This is a genomic window from Microbacterium sp. F01, assembly GCF_056156365.1.
Genome location: NZ_CM149592.1, coordinates 1,506,893 through 1,525,097, shown reverse-complemented (window position 1 = coordinate 1,525,097; position 18,205 = coordinate 1,506,893). Strand labels below are relative to the sequence as shown.

The window sequence follows — 18,205 nt, the reverse complement described above, 5'->3', positions numbered from 1 at the left end:
TTCGAAGAAACAGCGCTCGGAGGCCGAGCGCAGGACGGAGCCGGAAGATGAGCGACGCGGCCGGGCGAGAGAAGCCCCAGACCCGCCGGCGCAAGAGCCTGAGCGACAAGCAGCTCGCGATCCTCGAAGTGATCCAGCGCTCGATCGCCCGTCACGGCTATCCGCCCAGCATGCGCGAGATCGGCGATGCGGTCGGCCTCAAGTCGCTGTCGAGCGTCACGCACCAGCTCAACCAGCTCGAACTCAGCGGCTATCTGCGGCGCGACGCCGGCAAGACCCGCGCCATGGAGGTGCTCATCGACCTGCCCGGCACGGCCACCGAGAGCCCCGCCGACGCCGCGCCGTCGGTCGGCGACGCCGCGCTCGTGCCGCTGGTCGGCCGCATCGCCGCGGGCGTGCCCATCACCGCCGAGCAGCAGGTGGAGGAGATCTTCCCCCTCCCCCGCCAGCTGGTCGGCAAGGGCGACCTGTTCATGCTCAAGGTCTCGGGCGAGTCGATGATCGACGCGGCGATCTGCGACGGGGACTGGGTCGTGGTGCGGTCGCAGGCCACCGCCGACAACGGCGACATCGTCGCGGCGATGCTCGATGGCGAGGCGACCGTCAAGACGTTCCGCCAGCGCGACGGCCACACGTGGCTGCTCCCCCGCAACTCCGCGTTCGAGCCGATCCTCGGCGACGACGCCACCGTGCTCGGCAAGGTCGTCGCGGTGCTGCGCGCGGTCTGACCTCTTCCTGGAGCGCGTCCGCCCCGACATCGTCGAGCTTCGTTCAGGCACAGTTCGACACCACCCGGCGGGGTGGGTGGCGGTAGGTCACGACCAGGCGCTATAAGGGGGGAATGACCGACGTCACCGCCGCGGATGAGACCGCCGCGCTCCGCGCACGCCTCGACGCCCTCGAATCCGAGAACGCCCGGCTGCGTGCCGGATCGCCGCCACCGGCAGCTCCTTCAGAGAAGGCGCACGGCAACCGCTGGCGCGCGTTCCTGTCGGCCGTGTGCATCGTCATCGCGACGATCCTGGTGCCTGTCTCCATCGTCGCGGCGTGGGCCCGGGTCGAACTGGTCGACGAGACCCGGTTCGTGGAGACCTTCGCCCCGCTCGCCGAAGACCCGCAGGTGCAAGCGCTCGTTGCCGACCAGGTGACCACGGCGATCGAGGACTCTCTCGATCTCGAGGGTCTCACGAACGATCTGTTCGACGGCATCCAGCAGCTGGATCTGCCGCCGCGCGCTCTCGCCGCGCTCGATCTGCTCCGTGCACCCGCCGTCCAAGGTCTGCAGAACCTCGTCGACACCACCGTGACGCGCCTGGTGCAATCCGATGCGTTCGCCGATGTGTGGGAGACGGCGCTGCGCGCCAGCCACAAATCGTTGGCGGCCGTCGCAGCCGGCGGCACGTCCGGCGGAGCCGTCGTGATCAGCGACACCGGCGAAGTGGGCATCCAGCTCGGGCCGATCATCGAGGAGGTCAAGAAGCGCCTGGTCGAACGCGGCATCGGCTTCGCCGAATCCATCCCGGTCATCGACAAGACGATCGTCGTCGCGCAGAGCGACGCACTCACGGTGGTCGGCACCGTCTACAACCTCGCCGTCGCGGCCGGCTGGTGGACACCGATCATCGCACTCGTGCTCTTCCTCGCGGGCATCCTCATCGCACGGCGCCGATCCACCGCGGTCCTCGGCACGGGCGTGGGCATCGCCGTCGGTGCCGGGATCCTCGCGATCGCGCTCGGGATCGGCGGCTCGGTGCTCGCACTGAGCGCCCCGAACCTGGGTGTGCCGGCCGGGGCTCTCGCTTCGATGTACGAACAGATCACCCGCGCCATGCGCGACACTGCCGTGGTCCTGACGCTGCTGGGCGTCGTGATCGCCGTGATCGCGTGGATGTCGGGCCGCTGGCGCGGCGCCGCTGCGACCCGCGGCGCCGTCGCCTCGGTCAATGCCGGCGTGCGCGGCGCCGCACTGCGGCGCGGCATCGACACCGGCGCCTTCGGCTCGTGGCTGTATGCGCAGCGGATCCTCGTGCGAGTCGTGCTCGGCGCCCTCGCCATCGTCTGGCTCATGTTCCTTCGACCGCTGAGCGTCGGCGAGGTGTTCCTCGTCCTGATCGTGTGGCTCGTGGTGTGGTGGATCTGCGAGATCCTGCAGCGCCGCCCGGAAGAGGCTGCCGCCGTCGCTGCGGATCTGGCGGTCGACGTCGCCGAGGCCGACGCGGTCGTCGACGACGCCGACACCCTCGTGATCGACGCCGACGCGGCCGTCATCGAGGACGCGAACGACACCGAGGTCATCCCCGAGACGACGGATGCCTCGGCCGACGCGTCCGCGCCGGCCGAGGCATCCGCGAAGAAGCCCCGCGCTTAGCGGCCGATCTCCACACGCTCGCGCACGAGCCCGGTCGCCTCGACGAGGTTCTTCAGAGAGGCGACCGTCTCGTCGTACCCGCGGGTCTTGAGCCCGCAGTCGGGGTTGACCCAGACGCGGCGCAGCGCGAGCTCGGAGACCGTGCGATCGAGGAGGTCGGTGATCTCGTCGACCGACGGCACGCGCGGCGAGTGGATGTCGTAGACGCCCGGACCGATGCCGGCGGCGAAGCCCGACACCCGGATGTCGCCGATCACTTCGCCGCGGCTGCGGGCGGCCTCGATCGAGGTCACGTCGGCGTCGAGCGCCGCGATCGCGTCGATGACCACGTCGAACTCCGAGTAGCAGAGGTGCGTGTGCACCTGCGTCGCCGCCGCCGCGCCCGCCGTGGCGAGGCGGAACGAGCCGACCGACCACTCGAGGTAGGCCGGCTGATCGGCCGTCTTGAGCGGAAGCAGCTCCCGCAAAGCCGGCTCGTCGACCTGGATGACGCGGATACCCGCCTCCTCGAGGTCGGCGATCTCATCGCGCAGGGCCAGCGCCACCTGGTTGGCGGTCTCCCCCAGCGGCTGGTCGTCGCGGACGAACGACCACGCCAGGATCGTGACCGGCCCCGTCAGCATCCCCTTCATGGGCTTGTCGGTGAGCGACTGTGCGAACGTCGACCATGCGACCGTGATCGCCGCAGGGCGTGAGACGTCGCCCCACAGGATCGAGGGGCGTGTGGCCCGCGAGCCGTACGACTGCACCCAGCCGTTCTCGGTCACCGCGAAGCCGTCGAGGTTCTCGGCGAAGTACTGCACCATGTCGTTGCGCTCGGCCTCACCGTGCACCAGGACGTCGAGGCCGATCTCCTCCTGCAGCGTCACGACGCGCGCGATCTCGTCGCGCAGGAACCGCTCGTACTCGTCGACGCCGAGCTCGCCGCGGCCGTGACGGGCGCGGGCACGGCGGATGTCGCCCGTCTGCGGGAACGACCCGATCGTGGTGGTGGGCAGCACGGGGAGCCCGAGCTCCGCGTCCTGCGCGGCGACGCGGGTGTCGTAGTCGCCGCGCTCGAAGTCTCCGGCGCCCAGCACCGTCGCCCGCGCGCGCACCGCGCCGTCGCGGACGCCGGGTGCGCTGCGGCGGTCGGCGAGGGCGGCGGATGCTGCGGCCAGCGGCTCCGCGATGGCCCCGCGCCCGTCGACCAGACCCGTCGCGAGCGTCACCACCTGGGCGACCTTCTGGTCGGCGAACGCGAGCCACGACGCGAGTCGCGGGTCGAGCGCGGACTCGTCGGCCACGTCGTGGGGCACATGCTGGAGCGAGGTCGAGGTGCCCGCGCTGATCTCCGACGCCCCGAGCGCGTTGAGCGCCTGCAGTCGCTCCCACGCGGCGTCGAGATCGCCGCGCCAGACGTTGCGGCCGTCGACGACGCCGCCCACGAGCGTCTTACGGTCGAGGCCCGGCACGGCCTCGGGCACGGCACCGCGGGTCAGGTCGATGGCGACGGCCTCGATCGGAGCCGCGGCGAGCGCCGTCCAGGCCTCGCGCGACAGCTGTGCGTAACCCGCCGCGACGAGGATCGCGGGTCGATCGGCGCGGACCCCCAGCGTGGTGTAGGCACGAGCGGCAGCATCCGCCAATGCCGCCGCGTCTGAGGGCAGGCTCTCGCTCACGAGCGCGGGCTCGTCGAGCTGCACCCACTCGGCGCCCGCGGCCCGCAGGCCCGCGAGCAGCTCGGCGTAGACCGGCAGCAGATCGTCGAGACGCTGGACAGGGTCGAAGCCCTGGGGGGCAGCATCCGTCGCCTTCGCGAGAGCCAGAAGCGTCACCGGACCGACGATGACCGGGCGCACGGTGAAGCCGTCGGCTTTCGCCTCGGCCACCTGCCGTGCGAAGCGGTCGTCAGAGAGGGCGAAGACCGTCTCGGGGCCGATCTCGGGCACGAGGTAGTGGTAGTTCGTGTCGAACCACTTGGTCATCTCGAGAGGGGCGTCCTCGCCCGCGCCGCGGGCGGCGGTGAAGTACGCGTCCAGACCGATGCCGCCGTCGGCGTCGCGCAGCGCGGCGAACCGCTCGGGCAGCACGCCGACCGCGACAGCCGCGTCGTGCACCTGGTCATAGAACGAGAACGACTCCGGGATCGACGAGTCGTCGCGGCCGAGGCCGAGCTCGGCCAGGCGCTCGCGCGTCGCGCGGCGCAGGTCGGCAGCCGTCTGCTCGAGGGTCTCGGCGTCGGTCTTGCCGGACCAGTACTCCTCGACGGCGCGCTTGAGCTCGCGGCGGCGCCCGATGCGGGGATAACCCAGGATCGTGCCGTGCGGGAAGGTGGCGCGGGGTTCGGTCATCGTGCTCTCTCTTTCGCTTCGTTCTTCTCGGGGTGGGGGGTTCACGGGGTCGCCGAAGAGACCGTCGGGGCATCCGACGGATCGCGGCGTCCGGGCTCAGCGGACGGCGTCGGGCATCCGCGCGGCCGGGGCGAGCACCCCGGCTTCACGCAGCACGTCGAGGACCGTGTCGTGGTTGTTGAACGCGTACAGATGGACGCCGGGAGCGCCGCCGTCCACGACCTCACGGGCGAGACGCGCGGCGTGGGCGACGCCCACCTCGCGCTGTCCTTCCGCGGTCGGCTCGAGATCGAGCGCGATGGCGAGGTCCGCCGGCAGCTGCTCCCCGGTCAGCTCGAGCACGCGGCGCAGTCGCATGGGCGAGGTGATCGGCATGATGCCGGGAAGGATGGGGATCGTGACGCCGGCCTCTCGAGATCGCTGCACGAACGCGAGGTAGTCGTCGGCGTGGAAGAAGAGCTGCGTGATCGCGAGCGTCGCGCCGGCCGCCTGCTTCGCGAGGAGAGCATCGATGTCTTCGAACGTATGCCGCGACCGCGGGTGGCCGTTGGGGAACGCGGCCACGGCGATGTCGACGCGCGGACGCTCCGCCAGCCGCACCGCGCCCGGCACGCCGGGGATCGGTGCCTCGGTATACGGCTCGCGCTCCGCCTGCACCCGGTCGATGAGCTGCACGAGCTGCGCCGCACCTTCGAGATCGCCGAGGAAGACGTCGTCCTCCGACACGCCGGCCGGCGGATCGCCGCGGAGCGCGAGGAAGCTCGTGATCCCGGCATCCAGGAACTCCCGGATCAGCGCGTTCGCGCCGGCGTAGGTGTTCCCGACGCACGTGAGGTGCGCGAGCGGCTCGACGTGGGTCTCGCGCAGGATGTGGGTCAGCAGCTCGAGCGAGCGACCACCGGTGGAGCCGCCGGCGCCGTATGTCACGGAGATGAATCGCGGGTCGACCGACGCCAGGTGGCGGATCGTCTCGTGGAGGGCGGCGAAGCCCGCGTCGGAGCGCGGCGGGTACACCTCGAAGGAGATCGGCACGGGAGGAGTGCTCAGGTCGATCGACATGGCCTGCTTCTCAGGGATCGGCGGACAGGGCTGAGCCGTACGGGAAGGCCCGGGCGGCCGCGGCACCTCCACCCACCGGGACGGCGGAAGGGGTGTCATTCGCGGGCGGGTGCCGGGCTCGGCTGTCGCTCCTGCCCGGGCCCCGAGGTTCGGGGCGTCCGTGAGGACGACCGGGCGACGATGCGTCCACGGTAGCGGAGCTCGCGGTCGCTGTGTCGCCTGTGACGTTCTGTTTCGATCGCAGCTCCCGTGGGCTTCGTCGTACCGTGGTGTGCGTGACGACACCTGACGTTCTCCCCTACGGCAGCTGGCCCTCCCCCATCACCGCCGCGGAGGTCTCCGCGGCCTCACCGCGTCTGGAGGGTGCGCGCTTCGTCGGCGCGGACGAGCCGGAGGTGTGGTGGGGCGAGTCCGTGCCCGAAGAAGGCGGCCGCTCCGCCGTGCGGAGGCGGGCAGCATCCGGAGCCGTCGTCGACGTGCTGCCGGCACCGTGGAGCGCCCGATCGCGCGTGCACGAGTACGGCGGAGGCTCGTGGACGGCAGACGACGACGGCGTGCTGTACTTCGTCGAGAAGGCCGACCAGCGCATCTGGGGGCTGGAACCCGGCGGCAAGCCGCGCCCGCTCACGCCCGACGCCGGCGACGTCCGCTTCGGCGGCCTCACGCTGCAGCACGGCCGCCTGCTCGCCGTGCGCGAGGACCACACCCGCGGCACCGCCGTGCCGGCTCGCGACATCGTGGAGATCCCCCAAGACGGCAGAGGCGTGGATGCTGCGCGCCTGACCTCGCTCGCGAGCGGCAGCGACTTCGTGGCCCACCCCGCGCTGTCGCCGGACGGCTCGCGTCTCGCCTGGATCGCGTGGGACCACCCGCACATGGCCTGGGACCGTGCGGAGCTCCGCGTCTGCCGGCTCGAGGGCGGCGATGGCCCGGAGTGGACCACCGTCGCCGGCGGCGGTTCGTCGCCGCTGCAGCCCGAGTGGGTCGACGACGACGACCTCGTCTACGCCGACGATCCCACCGGCCGGTGGAACCTGTGGCGGCTGCGACTCACCGCAGACCTCCGCCACGAGCCGGTGGCGGAGGTGGATGCCGACACCGGTGGTCCGCTGTGGGTGCTGGGCACGCGGTGGTTCACCCTGCTCGGCGACGGGGGCATCGTCGCGGTGCAGACGAACGGGGCCGAAGAACTCGTGCTGCTCGACGGCGCCGGCGGCAGCCGCCCGCTGCAGGTCGACGCCGTCACCCGCCTGTCGATCGAAGACGCCCGCGGCCGGCGCGTCCTCGTCTCCGGCGGTGCGGGGCTCTGGGAGGTCGACGTCGACGACCCCGCTGCCACGCGTCTGGTCGTGGGAGGCGGTTCACCCTGGGGAGCCGAATGGATGCCGCGCTCCCGCGCAGTCACCGTGCCCGGGCCGCACGGACCCGTGCACGCGTTCGACTACGCGCCCGCGAACCCAGGCGTGGTCGGCCCTGACGACGAGCGGCCCCCGTACGTCGTGTTCGTGCACGGCGGTCCGACCGATCACGTCGGGGGCGCAGCATCCGGGAAGATCGCCTACTTGACCAGCCGCGGAATCGGCGTGCTCGACGTGAACTACGGCGGATCCAGCGGCTACGGCCGCGCCTACCGCGAGCGCCTGCTCGGGCAGTGGGGAGTCGTCGATGTGGACGACGTCGTGGCCGCAGCGCACGGACTCGCGGAGGCGGGCGCGGCCGACGAGCGCCGGCTCGCGATCGCGGGCGGCTCGGCAGGCGGCTGGACGGTCTTGTGCGCGCTGACCAACTCCGACACGTTCGGCGCCGGCATCAGCCGGTACGGCGTGGCGGACCTCCGCACGCTCGCCGAAGACACGCACGACTTCGAAGCCCGCTACCTCGACGGCATGGTCGGGCCGCTGCCCGAGGCCGAGGCGCTGTACGTCGAGCGGTCGCCGCTGTCGCACCTCGATCGCCTGCGCACCCCGCTGCTCATCGAGCAGGGCCTCGACGACCTCGTCGTGCCACCGTCGCAGTCCGAGGCCGTTCGGGACGCCCTCGCCGCGAACGGCGTCGCGCACGCCTACCTCGCGTTCGAGGGCGAGGGGCACGGCTTCCGCAGCGCGACGACGCTGGTGCGCACCATGGAGGCCGAGCTCGCATTCCTCGGTCAGGTGTTCGGCTTCGAGACACCGGGTGTGCCGCCGCTCGAGCTCGACTAGGGGCTCGAGCGGCGGCTGCCGGTCTCAGACCGTGAAGGGGGCGAGGCGCGCGGCGAGGTGCTCGCCGACGCGCGCGTGCACCGCGGTGCCGCCCTCCTCGTGCTCCTGCGACAGGATCATGCCCTGCTCGTGGATCGCCGAGACCAGGTCGCCGCGGTCGTAAGGCACGAGCGCCCGCACCTCGACGGCCGGCAACGGCAGCGTGTCCTCGATGAGGGCCCGAAGCTCGTCGATCCCCTCGCCGGTGCGGGAGGACGCGAACACGGCTTTCGGTTCGAGTCCGCGCAGCAGCAGGCGGGCGTCGTCGTCGATCAGGTCGGCCTTGTTGAAGACGATGATCTCCGGGATGTCCCGCGCGCCCACGTCACCGATGACATCGCGCACCGTCGCCAGCTGCGCGGCCGGGTCGGGGTGCGAGCCGTCGACCACGTGCACGATGACGTCGGCGTCGCCGACCTCTTCGAGCGTCGAGCGGAATGCCTCGACGAGCTGGTGCGGCAGGTTCCGCACGAACCCGACGGTGTCGGTGAGCGTGTAGATGCGGCCGTCGCCGGTCTCGGTGCGCCGCACGGTGGCGTCCAGCGTCGCGAACAGGGCGTTCTCGACGAGCACGCCCGCGCTCGTGAGGCGGTTGAGCAGGGACGACTTGCCGGCGTTGGTGTAGCCGGCGATCGCGACCGACGGGATCGTGTTGCGCTTGCGCTCGGCGCGCTTGGCGTCGCGCGCGGGCGCGAAGTCGCGGATCTGCCTGCGCAGCTGCGCCATGCGCGTGCGGATGCGGCGGCGGTCGAGCTCGATCTTGGTCTCACCGGGACCGCGCGAGCCCATGCCCGCGCCGCCGGCGCCCACCTGGCCACCGGCCTGGCGGCTCATCGAGTCACCCCACCCGCGCAGGCGCGGGAGGAGGTACTCGAGCTGTGCGAGCTCGACCTGGGCCTTGCCCTCGCGGCTCTTGGCGTGCTGGCTGAAGATGTCGAGGATCACCGTGGTGCGGTCGATCACCTTGACCTTGACGACGTCCTCGAGAGCGCGCCGCTGGCTGGGCGCGAGCTCGGTGTCGGCGATCACGGTGTCGGCGCCGACCGAGGCGACGATGTCGCGCAGCTCCTCCGCCTTGCCGCGGCCCACATAGGTCGCGGGGTCGGGGTGGGGGCGCCGCTGCAGCACGCCGTCGAGAACGACGGCGCCGGCGGTCTCCGCCAGCGCCGAGAGCTCGCGCAGCGAGTTCTCGGCGTCCTCCGTCTCGCCCTGCGCGTGCACGCCGACGAGAACGACGTTCTCGAGGCGCAGCTGCCGATACTCGACCTCTGTGACGTCCTCGAGTTCGGTGGAGAGCCCGGGGACGCGGCGCAGCGCGGCACGCTCCTCGCGGTCCCACTGCTCGCCGTCGGTGTCGGCACGCCCGATCGTGGCCTCGTCCTGGAGCGCCTGGGCCGCTCCGAAGACGTGCACCCCCGAGCGCGCCTCGGCGCGCGCCAGCACGCGATCCACCGGGTCCACCGGCGTCTCGTCGGTGCTCTGGGGTGTCGTGGTATCCGTCATGTGTTCCTTTGCTTATTGGCGTTGGATGCCGTTTTCCGCCGCTCATCGGCCGGTTCGCGGCATCCGTGAATTCTAGCTTCCCGTTGTGCAGACCACCTCCGCTAGGCTCATCAGCCATGGGGAGTGACCACTATTTCAGTGCGACGCCCGCCAGCCCCGAGAATCTGCGCCGCATCCGGGTCACACTCGCCGGTCGCGATCTCGAGGTCACGACTGCCGGGGGCGTTTTCAGCCCCGATCACGTGGACTCGGGAACCGCGGTGCTGCTGTCGAACACTCCCCCGCCTCCGGCGAGCGGGAACTTCCTCGACCTCGGGTGCGGGTGGGGTCCGATCGCACTCAGCCTCGCGCTCGATGCGCCTCACGCGACGGTGTGGGCCGTCGATGTGAACGAACGAGCGCTCGACCTGGTGCGCCGCAACGCTTCGGCACTCGGACTCGACAACGTCAACGCTTCGCTGCCCGACGATGTTCCCGACGACCTCCTGTTCCGCACGATCCGGTCGAATCCGCCGATCCGTGTGGGCAAGAACGAGCTGCACGGCCTGCTGGAACGCTGGCTCCCCCGGCTCGACGAGCGCGCGGACGCGTGGCTCGTGGTGCAGCGCAACCTCGGCTCGGATTCGCTGCAGCGCTGGCTCGCCGCGACGCTCGACCGGCGCTTCACCGTGCATCGCGCGGCGACCGCTCGCGGTTTCCGCGTGCTGAAGGTGCGCCGCCACGGCTCGCCGCCGAGCGAGCCGATCGACCTGCCCGAGCTCCCCGAGCCCTGAGGTCCGCTACGCGAGCGTGACCTCGCCGGTGTAGACGAGAGTCGCGGGACCCGAGAGCAAGACGTGCCTCTGGCCGTCGACCTCCGGCATGCGCACACCGAGCGTGCCGCCGGGCACCTCGACGACCCAGTGATCCGGGGCCGCGGGGCCCGCCCAGTGGCGCACCGCGAGCGCCGCGGCGGCGACGCCGGTGCCGCAGCTCAGCGTCTCGCCGACACCGCGCTCGAACACGCGCATGCGGATCGAGCCGACACCCTCGTGTACGAGCGGGTCGCTCGGAACCACGAACTCGACGTTGGCGCCGTGGAGCGGCTCGGGCTGAAGCAGCGGCTGCGCCGCGAGATCCAGGCCCTCGAGCTCGGTGTCGTCGGGCAACGCCACCACGACGTGCGGATTGCCCACGTCGATGCCGACGCCGGGGCGCGGTGCGCCCCCGCCGCGCGTGCGGACGAGCACTCCGGAGTCGTCGACGACGAACGGCCCGAGGTCGACCTCGTAGCCGCGGTCGCTGCGGGTCACCGTCTTGATGCCCGCGCGCGTGCCCACCTTGAGGGGCGTGCCGTCAACCTCGGCCCAGCCGACGTCGACCAGGTAGCGCACGAAGACCCGCACGCCGTTGCCGCACATCTCGGCCTTCGAGCCGTCGGCGTTGCGGTAGTCCATGAACCATTCGGCTCCGGAGGCTGCCGCCTCGGCGCCCTCGTCGATCGCGCTCGCGCGCACCACGCGCAGAATGCCGTCGCCGCCGATGCCGAAGCGCCGGTCGCACAGCACGGCGACCTGGTCGTCCGAGAGGTCGAGCGTGCCGTCGGGGTCTGGGACGATCACGAAGTCGTTGCCGGTGCCGTGGCCCTTGGTGAACGCGATCGTCTGCGGCATCGCCCCAGTCTACGGGCGCGATCCGTGGCGCCGGCCCGGCCGGCTCAGTCGGCGATGAGGCGCTTGCCGGTGTTCCAGGTCTCGAACGGCTCGTAGCCGAGCGCCTCGTAGAACCCCTGAGCGATTCCGTTCTCGGGGCGCACCATGAGCTGCACCTTCGGGCAGCCCATCTCGGTGAGGAGCTCCTCCGCTTCGGCCACGAGCTTGCGGGCGATCCCCTCGCCGCGCCGCTCCGGCGCGCTCGCGAGGTAGTAGAGCCAGCCGCGGTGGCCGTCGTAGCCGGCCATGACCGTGCCGACGATCGTCCGGTCGTCGACGGCGACGAGGAACAGCTCCGGCTGCACCGAGAGCTTGCGGCGGATGTCCTGGTACGGGTTGTTCCACGGCCGCGTGAGCCCCGTCTGCTGCCACAGCGAGACGACGGACTCGGTGTCGGGGAGATCGAAGGCCCGGATCGCGATGCTCATGCCCACGAGTCTGCCAGGGCCGCGGCATCCGTTCCCGGATCCACCCACCGCAGACCGTCGTACCGCTTGAACCACGACACCTGACGCCGCGCATAGCGGCGCGTGAGAGCCTGCGTCTCGGCGATCGCCTCGGCCTCGGTCATCTCGCCCTCGAGCTGCGCCAGCGCCTGCGCGTAGCCGATGGCACGGCGCGCGGTCACGCCGCGCTCGAGGCCGTGCTCGCGCAGCGCCCGCACCTCGTCGAGCAGCCCGTCCCGCCACATCGCCTCCACGCGCGCGTCGAGACGGACCACGAGTTCGTCACGCGGCACCGCGACGCCGATGATGCGGGTGTCTTCGTGCCAGAGCACGGGCTCGTCGGGCAGCATCGCGCCGTGCGTGCGCTCACCGAGCTCGAGCACCTCGAGGGCGCGAACGATGCGGCGGCCGTTGCGCGGGTCGACTTTCGCCGCGGTCGCGGCGTCGAGCTCGCGCAGACGGGCGTAGAGGGCACCGGGGCCGCACTCTTCGAGCTCCGCCTCGAGTCGGGCGCGCAGCTCCTCGTCGCGCGGCGGGAAGCGGAAGTCGAACAGCACGCTCGACACGTAGAGCCCGGACCCGCCGACCAGCACGGCGTCGGCGCCGCGACCGTGGATCTCGCGGATCGCCGTGCGCGCAGCATGCTGATACCAGGCGACCGCGGCGTCTTCGGTGACGTCCAGCTCGTCGAAGAGGTGATGACGGATGCCTCGCCGCTCGGCCTCGGGAAGCTTCGCAGTGCCGATATCCATGCCGCGATAGAACTGCATCGCATCGGCGTTCACGATCTCGGCCGGGCGGCCTCCCGCGGCGAGCGCTTCGGCGAGCTCGAGCGACAGTGCGGTCTTGCCCGTCCCCGTCGCGCCGACGACTGCCCACAGGCGCGGTGCCGCTGCGGCTGCGGCCGGGTTGTTCACGGAGGGGTCAGACGCCGATGCGCAGCGTCGGCAGCCCGAGTGAGACCGCGCGCGGCGCGCCGGTCTCGCCCGCGGGCGCGGGGATGCCGCACGACTCGGCCTGCGCCCGATCCCACGCGTCACCGGACCGCGTGCGGCGGATGCGCAGCGGCGCGCCGTCGACGGAGTCGGCGAGCAGGTGGAACGGCGCGGCGTGCGTCACCACGACCGCGACGACGTCACCGGGGCGCGGGATCTCGGAGCCCGCGGGCACCTCGAAGTGCACGAGCCGGTTGTCTTCGGCGCGGCCTGTGAGGCGGTGGGTCTCGGCGTCCTTCTTGCCCTCGCCGGTCGAGACGAGCACCTGCAGCTCGCGGCCGAGCTGCTTCTCGTTCTCTTCGCGCGAGATGCGCTCCTGCAGGGCGGCGAGGCGCTCGTAGCGCGCCTGCACGATCTCCTTGGGCACCTGGTCGGGCATGGTGGCCGCCGGGGTGCCCTCGCGGATCGAGTACTGGAACGTGAAGGCGCTGGCGAACCGCGCCTGCTCGACGACGCGCATCGTGTCCTCGAAGTCCTCGTCGGTCTCGCCCGGGAAACCCACGATGATGTCGGTGGTGATGGCGGCGTCGGGCATCTTCTCGCGGACCCGATCGAGGATGCCGAGGAACTTCTCGCTGCGGTACGACCGGCGCATCGCCTTGAGGATGCGGTCGCTGCCCGACTGCAGCGGCATGTGCAGCTGCGGCATGACGGCCGGGGTCTCGGCCATCGCGTCGATGACGTCGTCGGTGAACGCGGCGGGGTGCGGGCTCGTGAAGCGGATGCGCTCGAGGCCCTCGATCTCGCCGGCGGCGCGCAGCAGCTTGCCGAACGCCTGCCGGTCGCCGAACTCGACGCCGTACGAGTTGACGTTCTGGCCGAGGAGGGTGATCTCCATCGCGCCGTCGTCGACGAGCAGGCGGATCTCGTTCAGGATGTCGCCGGGGCGGCGATCCTTCTCCTTGCCGCGGAGGCTCGGCACGATGCAGAACGTGCAGGTGTTGTTGCAGCCGACCGAGATCGACACCCATCCGCTGTGCACGCTGTCGCGCTTCGTGGGCAGCGTCGATGGGAAGATCTCGAGCGCCTCGAGGATCTCGAGTTCGGCCTCGCCATTGTGGCGCGCGCGCTCGAGGAGGCTCGGCAGCGACCCCATGTTGTGGGTGCCGAAGACGACGTCGACCCACGGCGCCTTCTGCTGGACGACGTCCTTGTCCATCTGCGCGAGGCAGCCGCCGACGGCGATCTGCATGCCCTCGTGCTTGTCCTTGCGGGACTTGAGGTGACCGAGCGTGCCGTAGAGCTTGCCGGCCGCGTTGTCGCGCACGGCGCAGGTGTTGATGACGACGACGTCGGCCTCTTCGCCTGCCTCGGCGCGGACGTAGCCGGCGCTCTCGAGCGAACCGGAGAGGCGCTCGGAGTCGTGCACGTTCATCTGGCAGCCGAACGTGCGCACCTCGTACGTGCGCGCACGGCCGTCGACATCGTGCGCGGCCTCGGAGGGCGCGATGAGAGTCGGGGTGGCGGAAGGGGAAGACATGATCCCGCCATTCTACGATCCGTCCGCATGCACGGAGGCTGGTGGTGGATGCTGCGTCCCCGAAGGTCAGGAGCGCTCAGCCCCGCCTCGAGCCGATCCAGCGCGAGGCCGAGGTTGGCGTGCGGGGTCTTCCCGCGGGATGCGCTCGCGCCGCAGTGTCAGTCGAATCGCACGCGCCCGGAGGGACGCGTCGCTTCATCCAGCGCCTGCCGTGCGGCGTTGAGCGCCGACGAGCCGCCGTACCCGCGTCGCGCGAGCTGGCCGGCGAGGCGGCGGAGCGCGACATCCCGCTCGAGCCCGCGCATGGAGCCCGCTTTGGACCTCGCGAACTCGAGGGCGCGCTCGGTGTCGTCGTCTGGCAGCTCCGCGAGCGCCGCATCGGCGACGTCGCGAGGTACACCCCGCTTCGCGAGGCTCTGCGAGATCGCCTGCCGCCCCTGGCCCTTGCGGTCGACGCCGGCGTGGACGAGCTGCTCCGCGAGCCGGGCGTCGTCGAGGTAGGCGCGCTCGAGGAAGGCCTCGAGGATCGCCTCGACGCCTTCGCTGCCGAGTTCGAACTGGCCGAGATACGTCTTCGCCTCCGAGACGGAGAGTTGACGGGCACGGAGCTTCTTCAGCAAGCCGAGCTCGGCGGCGTCGGCGGATCCCACGCTCTCCGGCGCGCTTCGTCGACTCCTGCCGGAAAGGGCTCTGCCGGCGCGCTCTGTGTCGAGGTCGATAGGACTGGCGTTCCGCTCCGGCCCGGAGCCGGCGCTGGGGCTCGTGTCTGCGCCCGGCTGGTCGTCCCATTCCGTCCGCCACTCAGCCGCGGACGGCGCAGGCGACGGGCTGGGCGCGGACCAGGAGTCCGTCCCGCCACGGCTCGCGGGAACACGGCCTTCGAGTTGCCGGCGCACGTCTGTCGCGGTCTTCGGGTACTCCCGCGCTCCGCCGTCGCCGAAGAGCGAGGTCACGGGGGCGAGTCCGTCGTCATTCCGGACGTCGGACTCGCCACCGCTGTCGACGAAACGGACCATCAGGCCGGGCGGCGCGCCGCCAGCTCGTCCGCGACCTCGCCCGTGGCCTTGGGCACGCCGATGCCGAGCTTCGTCTTGATCTTCGTCTCGATCTCGGCCGCGACATCCGGGTTCTTGAGGAGGAAGTTGCGGGCGTTCTCCTTGCCCTGCCCGAGCTGCTCGCCCTCGTAGGTGTACCAGGCGCCGGACTTCTTGACGATGGCGTGCTCCACGCCGAAGTCGATGAGGCTGCCCTCGCGCGAGATGCCCACGCCATAGAGGATGTCGAACTCGGCCTGCTTGAACGGCGGCGCCATCTTGTTCTTGACGACCTTGACGCGCGTGCGGTTACCGACAGCCTCCGCTCCGTCTTTCAGGGTCTCGATACGCCGGATGTCGAGACGGACCGAGGCGTAGAACTTGAGCGCCTTACCGCCTGCGGTGGTCTCGGGCGAGCCGAAGAACACACCGATCTTCTCGCGCAGCTGGTTGATGAAGATCATCGTGGTGTTGGTCTGGTTGAGGCCACCGGTGAGCTTGCGCAGCGCCTGCGACATGAGGCGCGCCTGCAGACCCACGTGAGAATCGCCCATTTCGCCTTCGATCTCGGCCTTGGGCACGAGGGCGGCGACGGAGTCGATCACGATGAGGTCGATCGCGCCGGAGCGCACGAGCATGTCGGCGATCTCGAGCGCCTGCTCACCCGTGTCGGGCTGCGAGACGAGCAGCGCGTCGATGTCGACGCCGAGCTTCTGCGCGTAGTCGGGGTCGAGCGCGTGCTCCGCATCGATGAACGCCGCGATGCCGCCGGCGCGCTGGGCGTTGGCGATCGCGTGCAAGGTCAGCGTCGTCTTACCCGACGACTCCGGTCCGTAGATCTCGATGATGCGGCCGCGCGGGAGACCGCCGATGCCGAGCGCGACATCGAGGGCGATCGAGCCGGTGGGCACGACCTCGACGGGAGCGCGCTCGTCGCTGCCGAGCCGCATCACCGAGCCCTTCCCGAACTGCCGGTCGATCTGGGCGAGGGCCGATTCCAGGGCCTTCTCGCGGTCAACGGGTGATGGCATGACGTGCTCCTCTATGCTCGCGTTCCGTCGCCTGTAGGCTGTCGCGCTCCACCCCGGTGGGATGGATGCTGCGACAAGGCGTGAGGTGTCGTTCGACGCTGTTCACGTTAGGGAGGGGCTCCGACATCCGTCATCGCTCCTTCCCGGTCCGTGGAAAACACGCTCTCGACACCTGCTGTGCAGGAGCCTACGCGGATCTCGAACACTTCTTCGATGACACGCCGGGTGCGGGCGCGGAGAAACACACCGCCGAGGAGGTCAGCGGCGGCGCGGCTCGAGTCGCCCGACGCCGTAGCGGCGCTCGGCCGGAACGTCGAGCTCCTCGCACAGTGCGAGCCACACCTCACGCGGGTCGACACCGGCGTCGATCGCCTGGGCGGCGGTGCGGCCACCCACCTTCGACAGGTAGAGATCCGTCACGACGGCGTTCGCGCGCACGCCGAACTCGTCGTTCACGGCACGGTTGAACTCACTGCGACGCATACAGAGAAGGCGCGTGATCAGCGCAGCGACAGCTCGGCGTCGACCGAGGCCACGAGGTCGTCGGGGACGACGTCGGGGAAGGTCTGCAGGCCCTCGAGGACCGAGATGCGGTCGCCGACCTCGCGCATGATGATCGAGATCGGAACATCGAGCGCCTCGGCCACCGACGCGAGGATCTCGCTCGAGGCCTCCTTCTGGCCGCGCTCCACCTCGCTCAGATAGCCCAGCGCGACACTTGCGCGGCTGGCCACCTGGCGGAGGGTCCGCCCCTTCTGCTGGCGGAAATCACGAAGCACTTCGCCGATCTCTTGACGTACCAGGATCATCAGGGCCCCTCCTCACTTCTGATTCCACCGTCGTCCGGGTGGCCAACAGTACAGCACCGGATGATGTCAATCTAATCCCGTGGACTGGGCAATGGGTGGGAATCTCCGAATGTAACCGAGACGAAACACCATCTGTTCCCGGACTCGGTGTCACGGATGACGGATGTCGCCCACCACGGTGAGCGCCAGTTCCAGCACGCTCTGCACCGTCCCGGTGCGGATCTGGTCGCGCGTCCCCGACAATGCAAGGGTCGACACTGCGGTCTCCTCGGGGGTCACGACGGCGATGTGGACAGTGCCGACGGGCTTGCCGTCCTGCGCGTCGGGGCCCGCGACGCCGGTCGTCGAGACGCCCACGTCGGCCCGAAGCGCGCGGCGGACGCCCTGCGCCATCTGCACCGCGACGTCGGCGTCGACAGGGCCGCGAACGGCCAGCAGATCGGCGTCCACGCCCAGCTGGCTCGCCTTGATGTCGGTCGCATACGCGACGATGCCTCCTCGCACGTGTGCGGACGCGCCAGGCACGTCGACGAGCGTCGCGGTGACGCGTCCGCCGGTCAGCGACTCCGCCGCGGCGATCGACCAGCCTCGTCCGTCGAGCGCGTGCAGCAGCGCAGCGCTCAGGGGCGCAGCATCCGTCACGCGTCCCTCCGCTTCGCACGGGCGGCGCGCATCTCGGTCACGATGTAGTCGATGCCGCTCGCGATCGTGAGGATCACCGCGATGGTCATGAGCACGCCGTTGACCCACAAGATCCAGTCCCCGACGACGGTCCACAGTGGCAGAAGGGCGAACGAGAGCGCGAGACCCTGCGCGAGGGTCTTGAGCTTTCCCATCCAGGCGGCGGCCAGCACGTGATCGCTCACGACCATGAAGCGGTACACGGTGATGCCGATCTCACGGATGAGCACGACGATCGTGATCCACCACGGGAGCTCCCCCAGGATCGACAGCCCGATGAACGCGAAGCCGGTGAGCACCTTGTCGGCGATGGGATCGAGGAGCTTGCCGAGGTCGGTGACGATCTCGTACTTGCGCGCGAGGAAGCCGTCGATCCCGTCGGTGGCGATCGCGACGATGAACAGCACGGCCGCCCACCAGCGGAGGGCACCATCCGCTCCCCCGTCGGCCAGGAGCATCCACAGGAAGACCGGTGCGCACAGGATGCGCACGATCGTGATCGCGTTGGGCAGCTGCCGGGGGATCGCCATGGACC

17 protein-coding genes are annotated in these 18,205 nt (G+C 70.8%); 4 read left to right on the top strand and 13 right to left on the bottom strand.

Annotated features, from left to right (window positions below):
• Nucleotides 1–47 precede the first annotated feature (47 nt).
• Nucleotides 48–728, top strand: a complete 681-nt coding sequence (gene lexA / locus ACVN90_RS06740; protein WP_045297256.1) for a transcriptional repressor LexA — start codon at nt 48–50, stop codon at nt 726–728.
• A gap of 113 nt (nt 729–841) precedes the next feature.
• Nucleotides 842–2,368 carry a hypothetical protein gene (locus ACVN90_RS06735; protein WP_475101371.1) on the top strand — a complete coding sequence of 509 codons (1,527 nt, stop codon included), beginning with the start codon at nt 842–844 and terminating at the stop codon, nt 2,366–2,368.
• Here the strand turns inward: ACVN90_RS06735 and metE are convergent.
• Together metE and ACVN90_RS06725 are read right to left on the bottom strand one after the other, a co-directional pair.
• Complete coding sequence (gene metE, locus ACVN90_RS06730; RefSeq protein ID WP_475101370.1) at nt 2,365–4,701, bottom strand: 5-methyltetrahydropteroyltriglutamate--homocysteine S-methyltransferase; 2,337 nt, start codon at nt 4,699–4,701, stop codon at nt 2,365–2,367. The two genes, ACVN90_RS06735 and metE, sit on opposite strands and share 4 nt — an antisense overlap.
• 96 nt (nt 4,702–4,797) lie before the next feature.
• Nucleotides 4,798–5,760, bottom strand: a complete 963-nt coding sequence (locus tag ACVN90_RS06725) for a methylenetetrahydrofolate reductase (protein WP_475101369.1) — start codon at nt 5,758–5,760, stop codon at nt 4,798–4,800.
• 275 nt (nt 5,761–6,035) lie between these two features.
• Between ACVN90_RS06725 and ACVN90_RS06720 the strand changes: the two genes are divergently transcribed.
• Entirely contained in the window at nt 6,036–7,961 is a 1,926-nt protein-coding gene (locus ACVN90_RS06720; protein ID WP_475101368.1) for an alpha/beta hydrolase family protein, read from the top strand.
• 24 nt (nt 7,962–7,985) lie between these two features.
• Here ACVN90_RS06720 and hflX read toward each other — a convergent pair whose 3' ends face one another.
• On the bottom strand, nt 7,986–9,503 hold the full coding sequence (hflX, locus tag ACVN90_RS06715) for a GTPase HflX (RefSeq protein ID WP_475101367.1): 1,518 nt from the start codon (nt 9,501–9,503) through the stop codon (nt 7,986–7,988).
• Nucleotides 9,504–9,619: 116 nt separating this feature from the next.
• Here hflX and ACVN90_RS06710 point away from each other — a divergent pair, with 116 nt between their 5' ends.
• Entirely contained in the window at nt 9,620–10,276 is a 657-nt protein-coding gene (locus tag ACVN90_RS06710) for a class I SAM-dependent methyltransferase (RefSeq protein ID WP_475101366.1), read from the top strand.
• A 6-nt stretch (nt 10,277–10,282) separates the two neighbouring features.
• Here ACVN90_RS06710 and dapF read toward each other — a convergent pair whose 3' ends face one another.
• The 10 genes from dapF to pgsA all read right to left on the bottom strand — a co-directional run bounded on the left by dapF (nt 10,283) and on the right by pgsA (nt 18,200).
• Nucleotides 10,283–11,155 (bottom strand): diaminopimelate epimerase, encoded by an 873-nt coding sequence (dapF, locus tag ACVN90_RS06705; protein WP_475101365.1) that lies wholly within the window; start codon nt 11,153–11,155, stop codon nt 10,283–10,285.
• 44 nt (nt 11,156–11,199) lie between these two features.
• Entirely contained in the window at nt 11,200–11,622 is a 423-nt protein-coding gene (locus tag ACVN90_RS06700; RefSeq protein ID WP_475101364.1) for a GNAT family acetyltransferase, read from the bottom strand.
• Complete coding sequence (gene miaA, locus ACVN90_RS06695) at nt 11,619–12,557, bottom strand: tRNA (adenosine(37)-N6)-dimethylallyltransferase MiaA (RefSeq protein ID WP_475101363.1); 939 nt, start codon at nt 12,555–12,557, stop codon at nt 11,619–11,621. Before miaA ends, ACVN90_RS06700 begins: the two co-directional genes overlap by 4 nt.
• Nucleotides 12,558–12,564: 7 nt before the next feature.
• On the bottom strand, nt 12,565–14,115 hold the full coding sequence (gene miaB / locus ACVN90_RS06690; protein WP_475101361.1) for a tRNA (N6-isopentenyl adenosine(37)-C2)-methylthiotransferase MiaB: 1,551 nt from the start codon (nt 14,113–14,115) through the stop codon (nt 12,565–12,567).
• Between the two features lie 158 nt (nt 14,116–14,273).
• Nucleotides 14,274–14,765 carry a regulatory protein RecX gene (locus tag ACVN90_RS06685; protein WP_475101360.1) on the bottom strand — a complete coding sequence of 164 codons (492 nt, stop codon included), beginning with the start codon at nt 14,763–14,765 and terminating at the stop codon, nt 14,274–14,276.
• A gap of 365 nt (nt 14,766–15,130) precedes the next feature.
• Nucleotides 15,131–16,180, bottom strand: coding sequence for a recombinase RecA (recA, locus tag ACVN90_RS06680; protein ID WP_045297268.1), 1,050 nt, complete (start codon nt 16,178–16,180; stop codon nt 15,131–15,133).
• A gap of 258 nt (nt 16,181–16,438) precedes the next feature.
• Nucleotides 16,439–16,663: a DUF3046 domain-containing protein gene (locus tag ACVN90_RS06675; RefSeq protein ID WP_475101359.1), complete on the bottom strand. Its 225-nt coding sequence runs from the start codon at nt 16,661–16,663 to the stop codon at nt 16,439–16,441.
• Between the two features lie 17 nt (nt 16,664–16,680).
• Nucleotides 16,681–16,989, bottom strand: coding sequence for a helix-turn-helix domain-containing protein (locus tag ACVN90_RS06670; protein WP_018172206.1), 309 nt, complete (start codon nt 16,987–16,989; stop codon nt 16,681–16,683).
• 150 nt (nt 16,990–17,139) lie between these two features.
• Nucleotides 17,140–17,631, bottom strand: a complete 492-nt coding sequence (locus ACVN90_RS06665; RefSeq protein ID WP_475101358.1) for a CinA family protein — start codon at nt 17,629–17,631, stop codon at nt 17,140–17,142.
• Nucleotides 17,628–18,200 (bottom strand): CDP-diacylglycerol--glycerol-3-phosphate 3-phosphatidyltransferase, encoded by a 573-nt coding sequence (gene pgsA / locus ACVN90_RS06660; RefSeq protein WP_475101357.1) that lies wholly within the window; start codon nt 18,198–18,200, stop codon nt 17,628–17,630. Before pgsA ends, ACVN90_RS06665 begins: the two co-directional genes overlap by 4 nt.
• Nucleotides 18,201–18,205 lie beyond the last annotated feature (5 nt).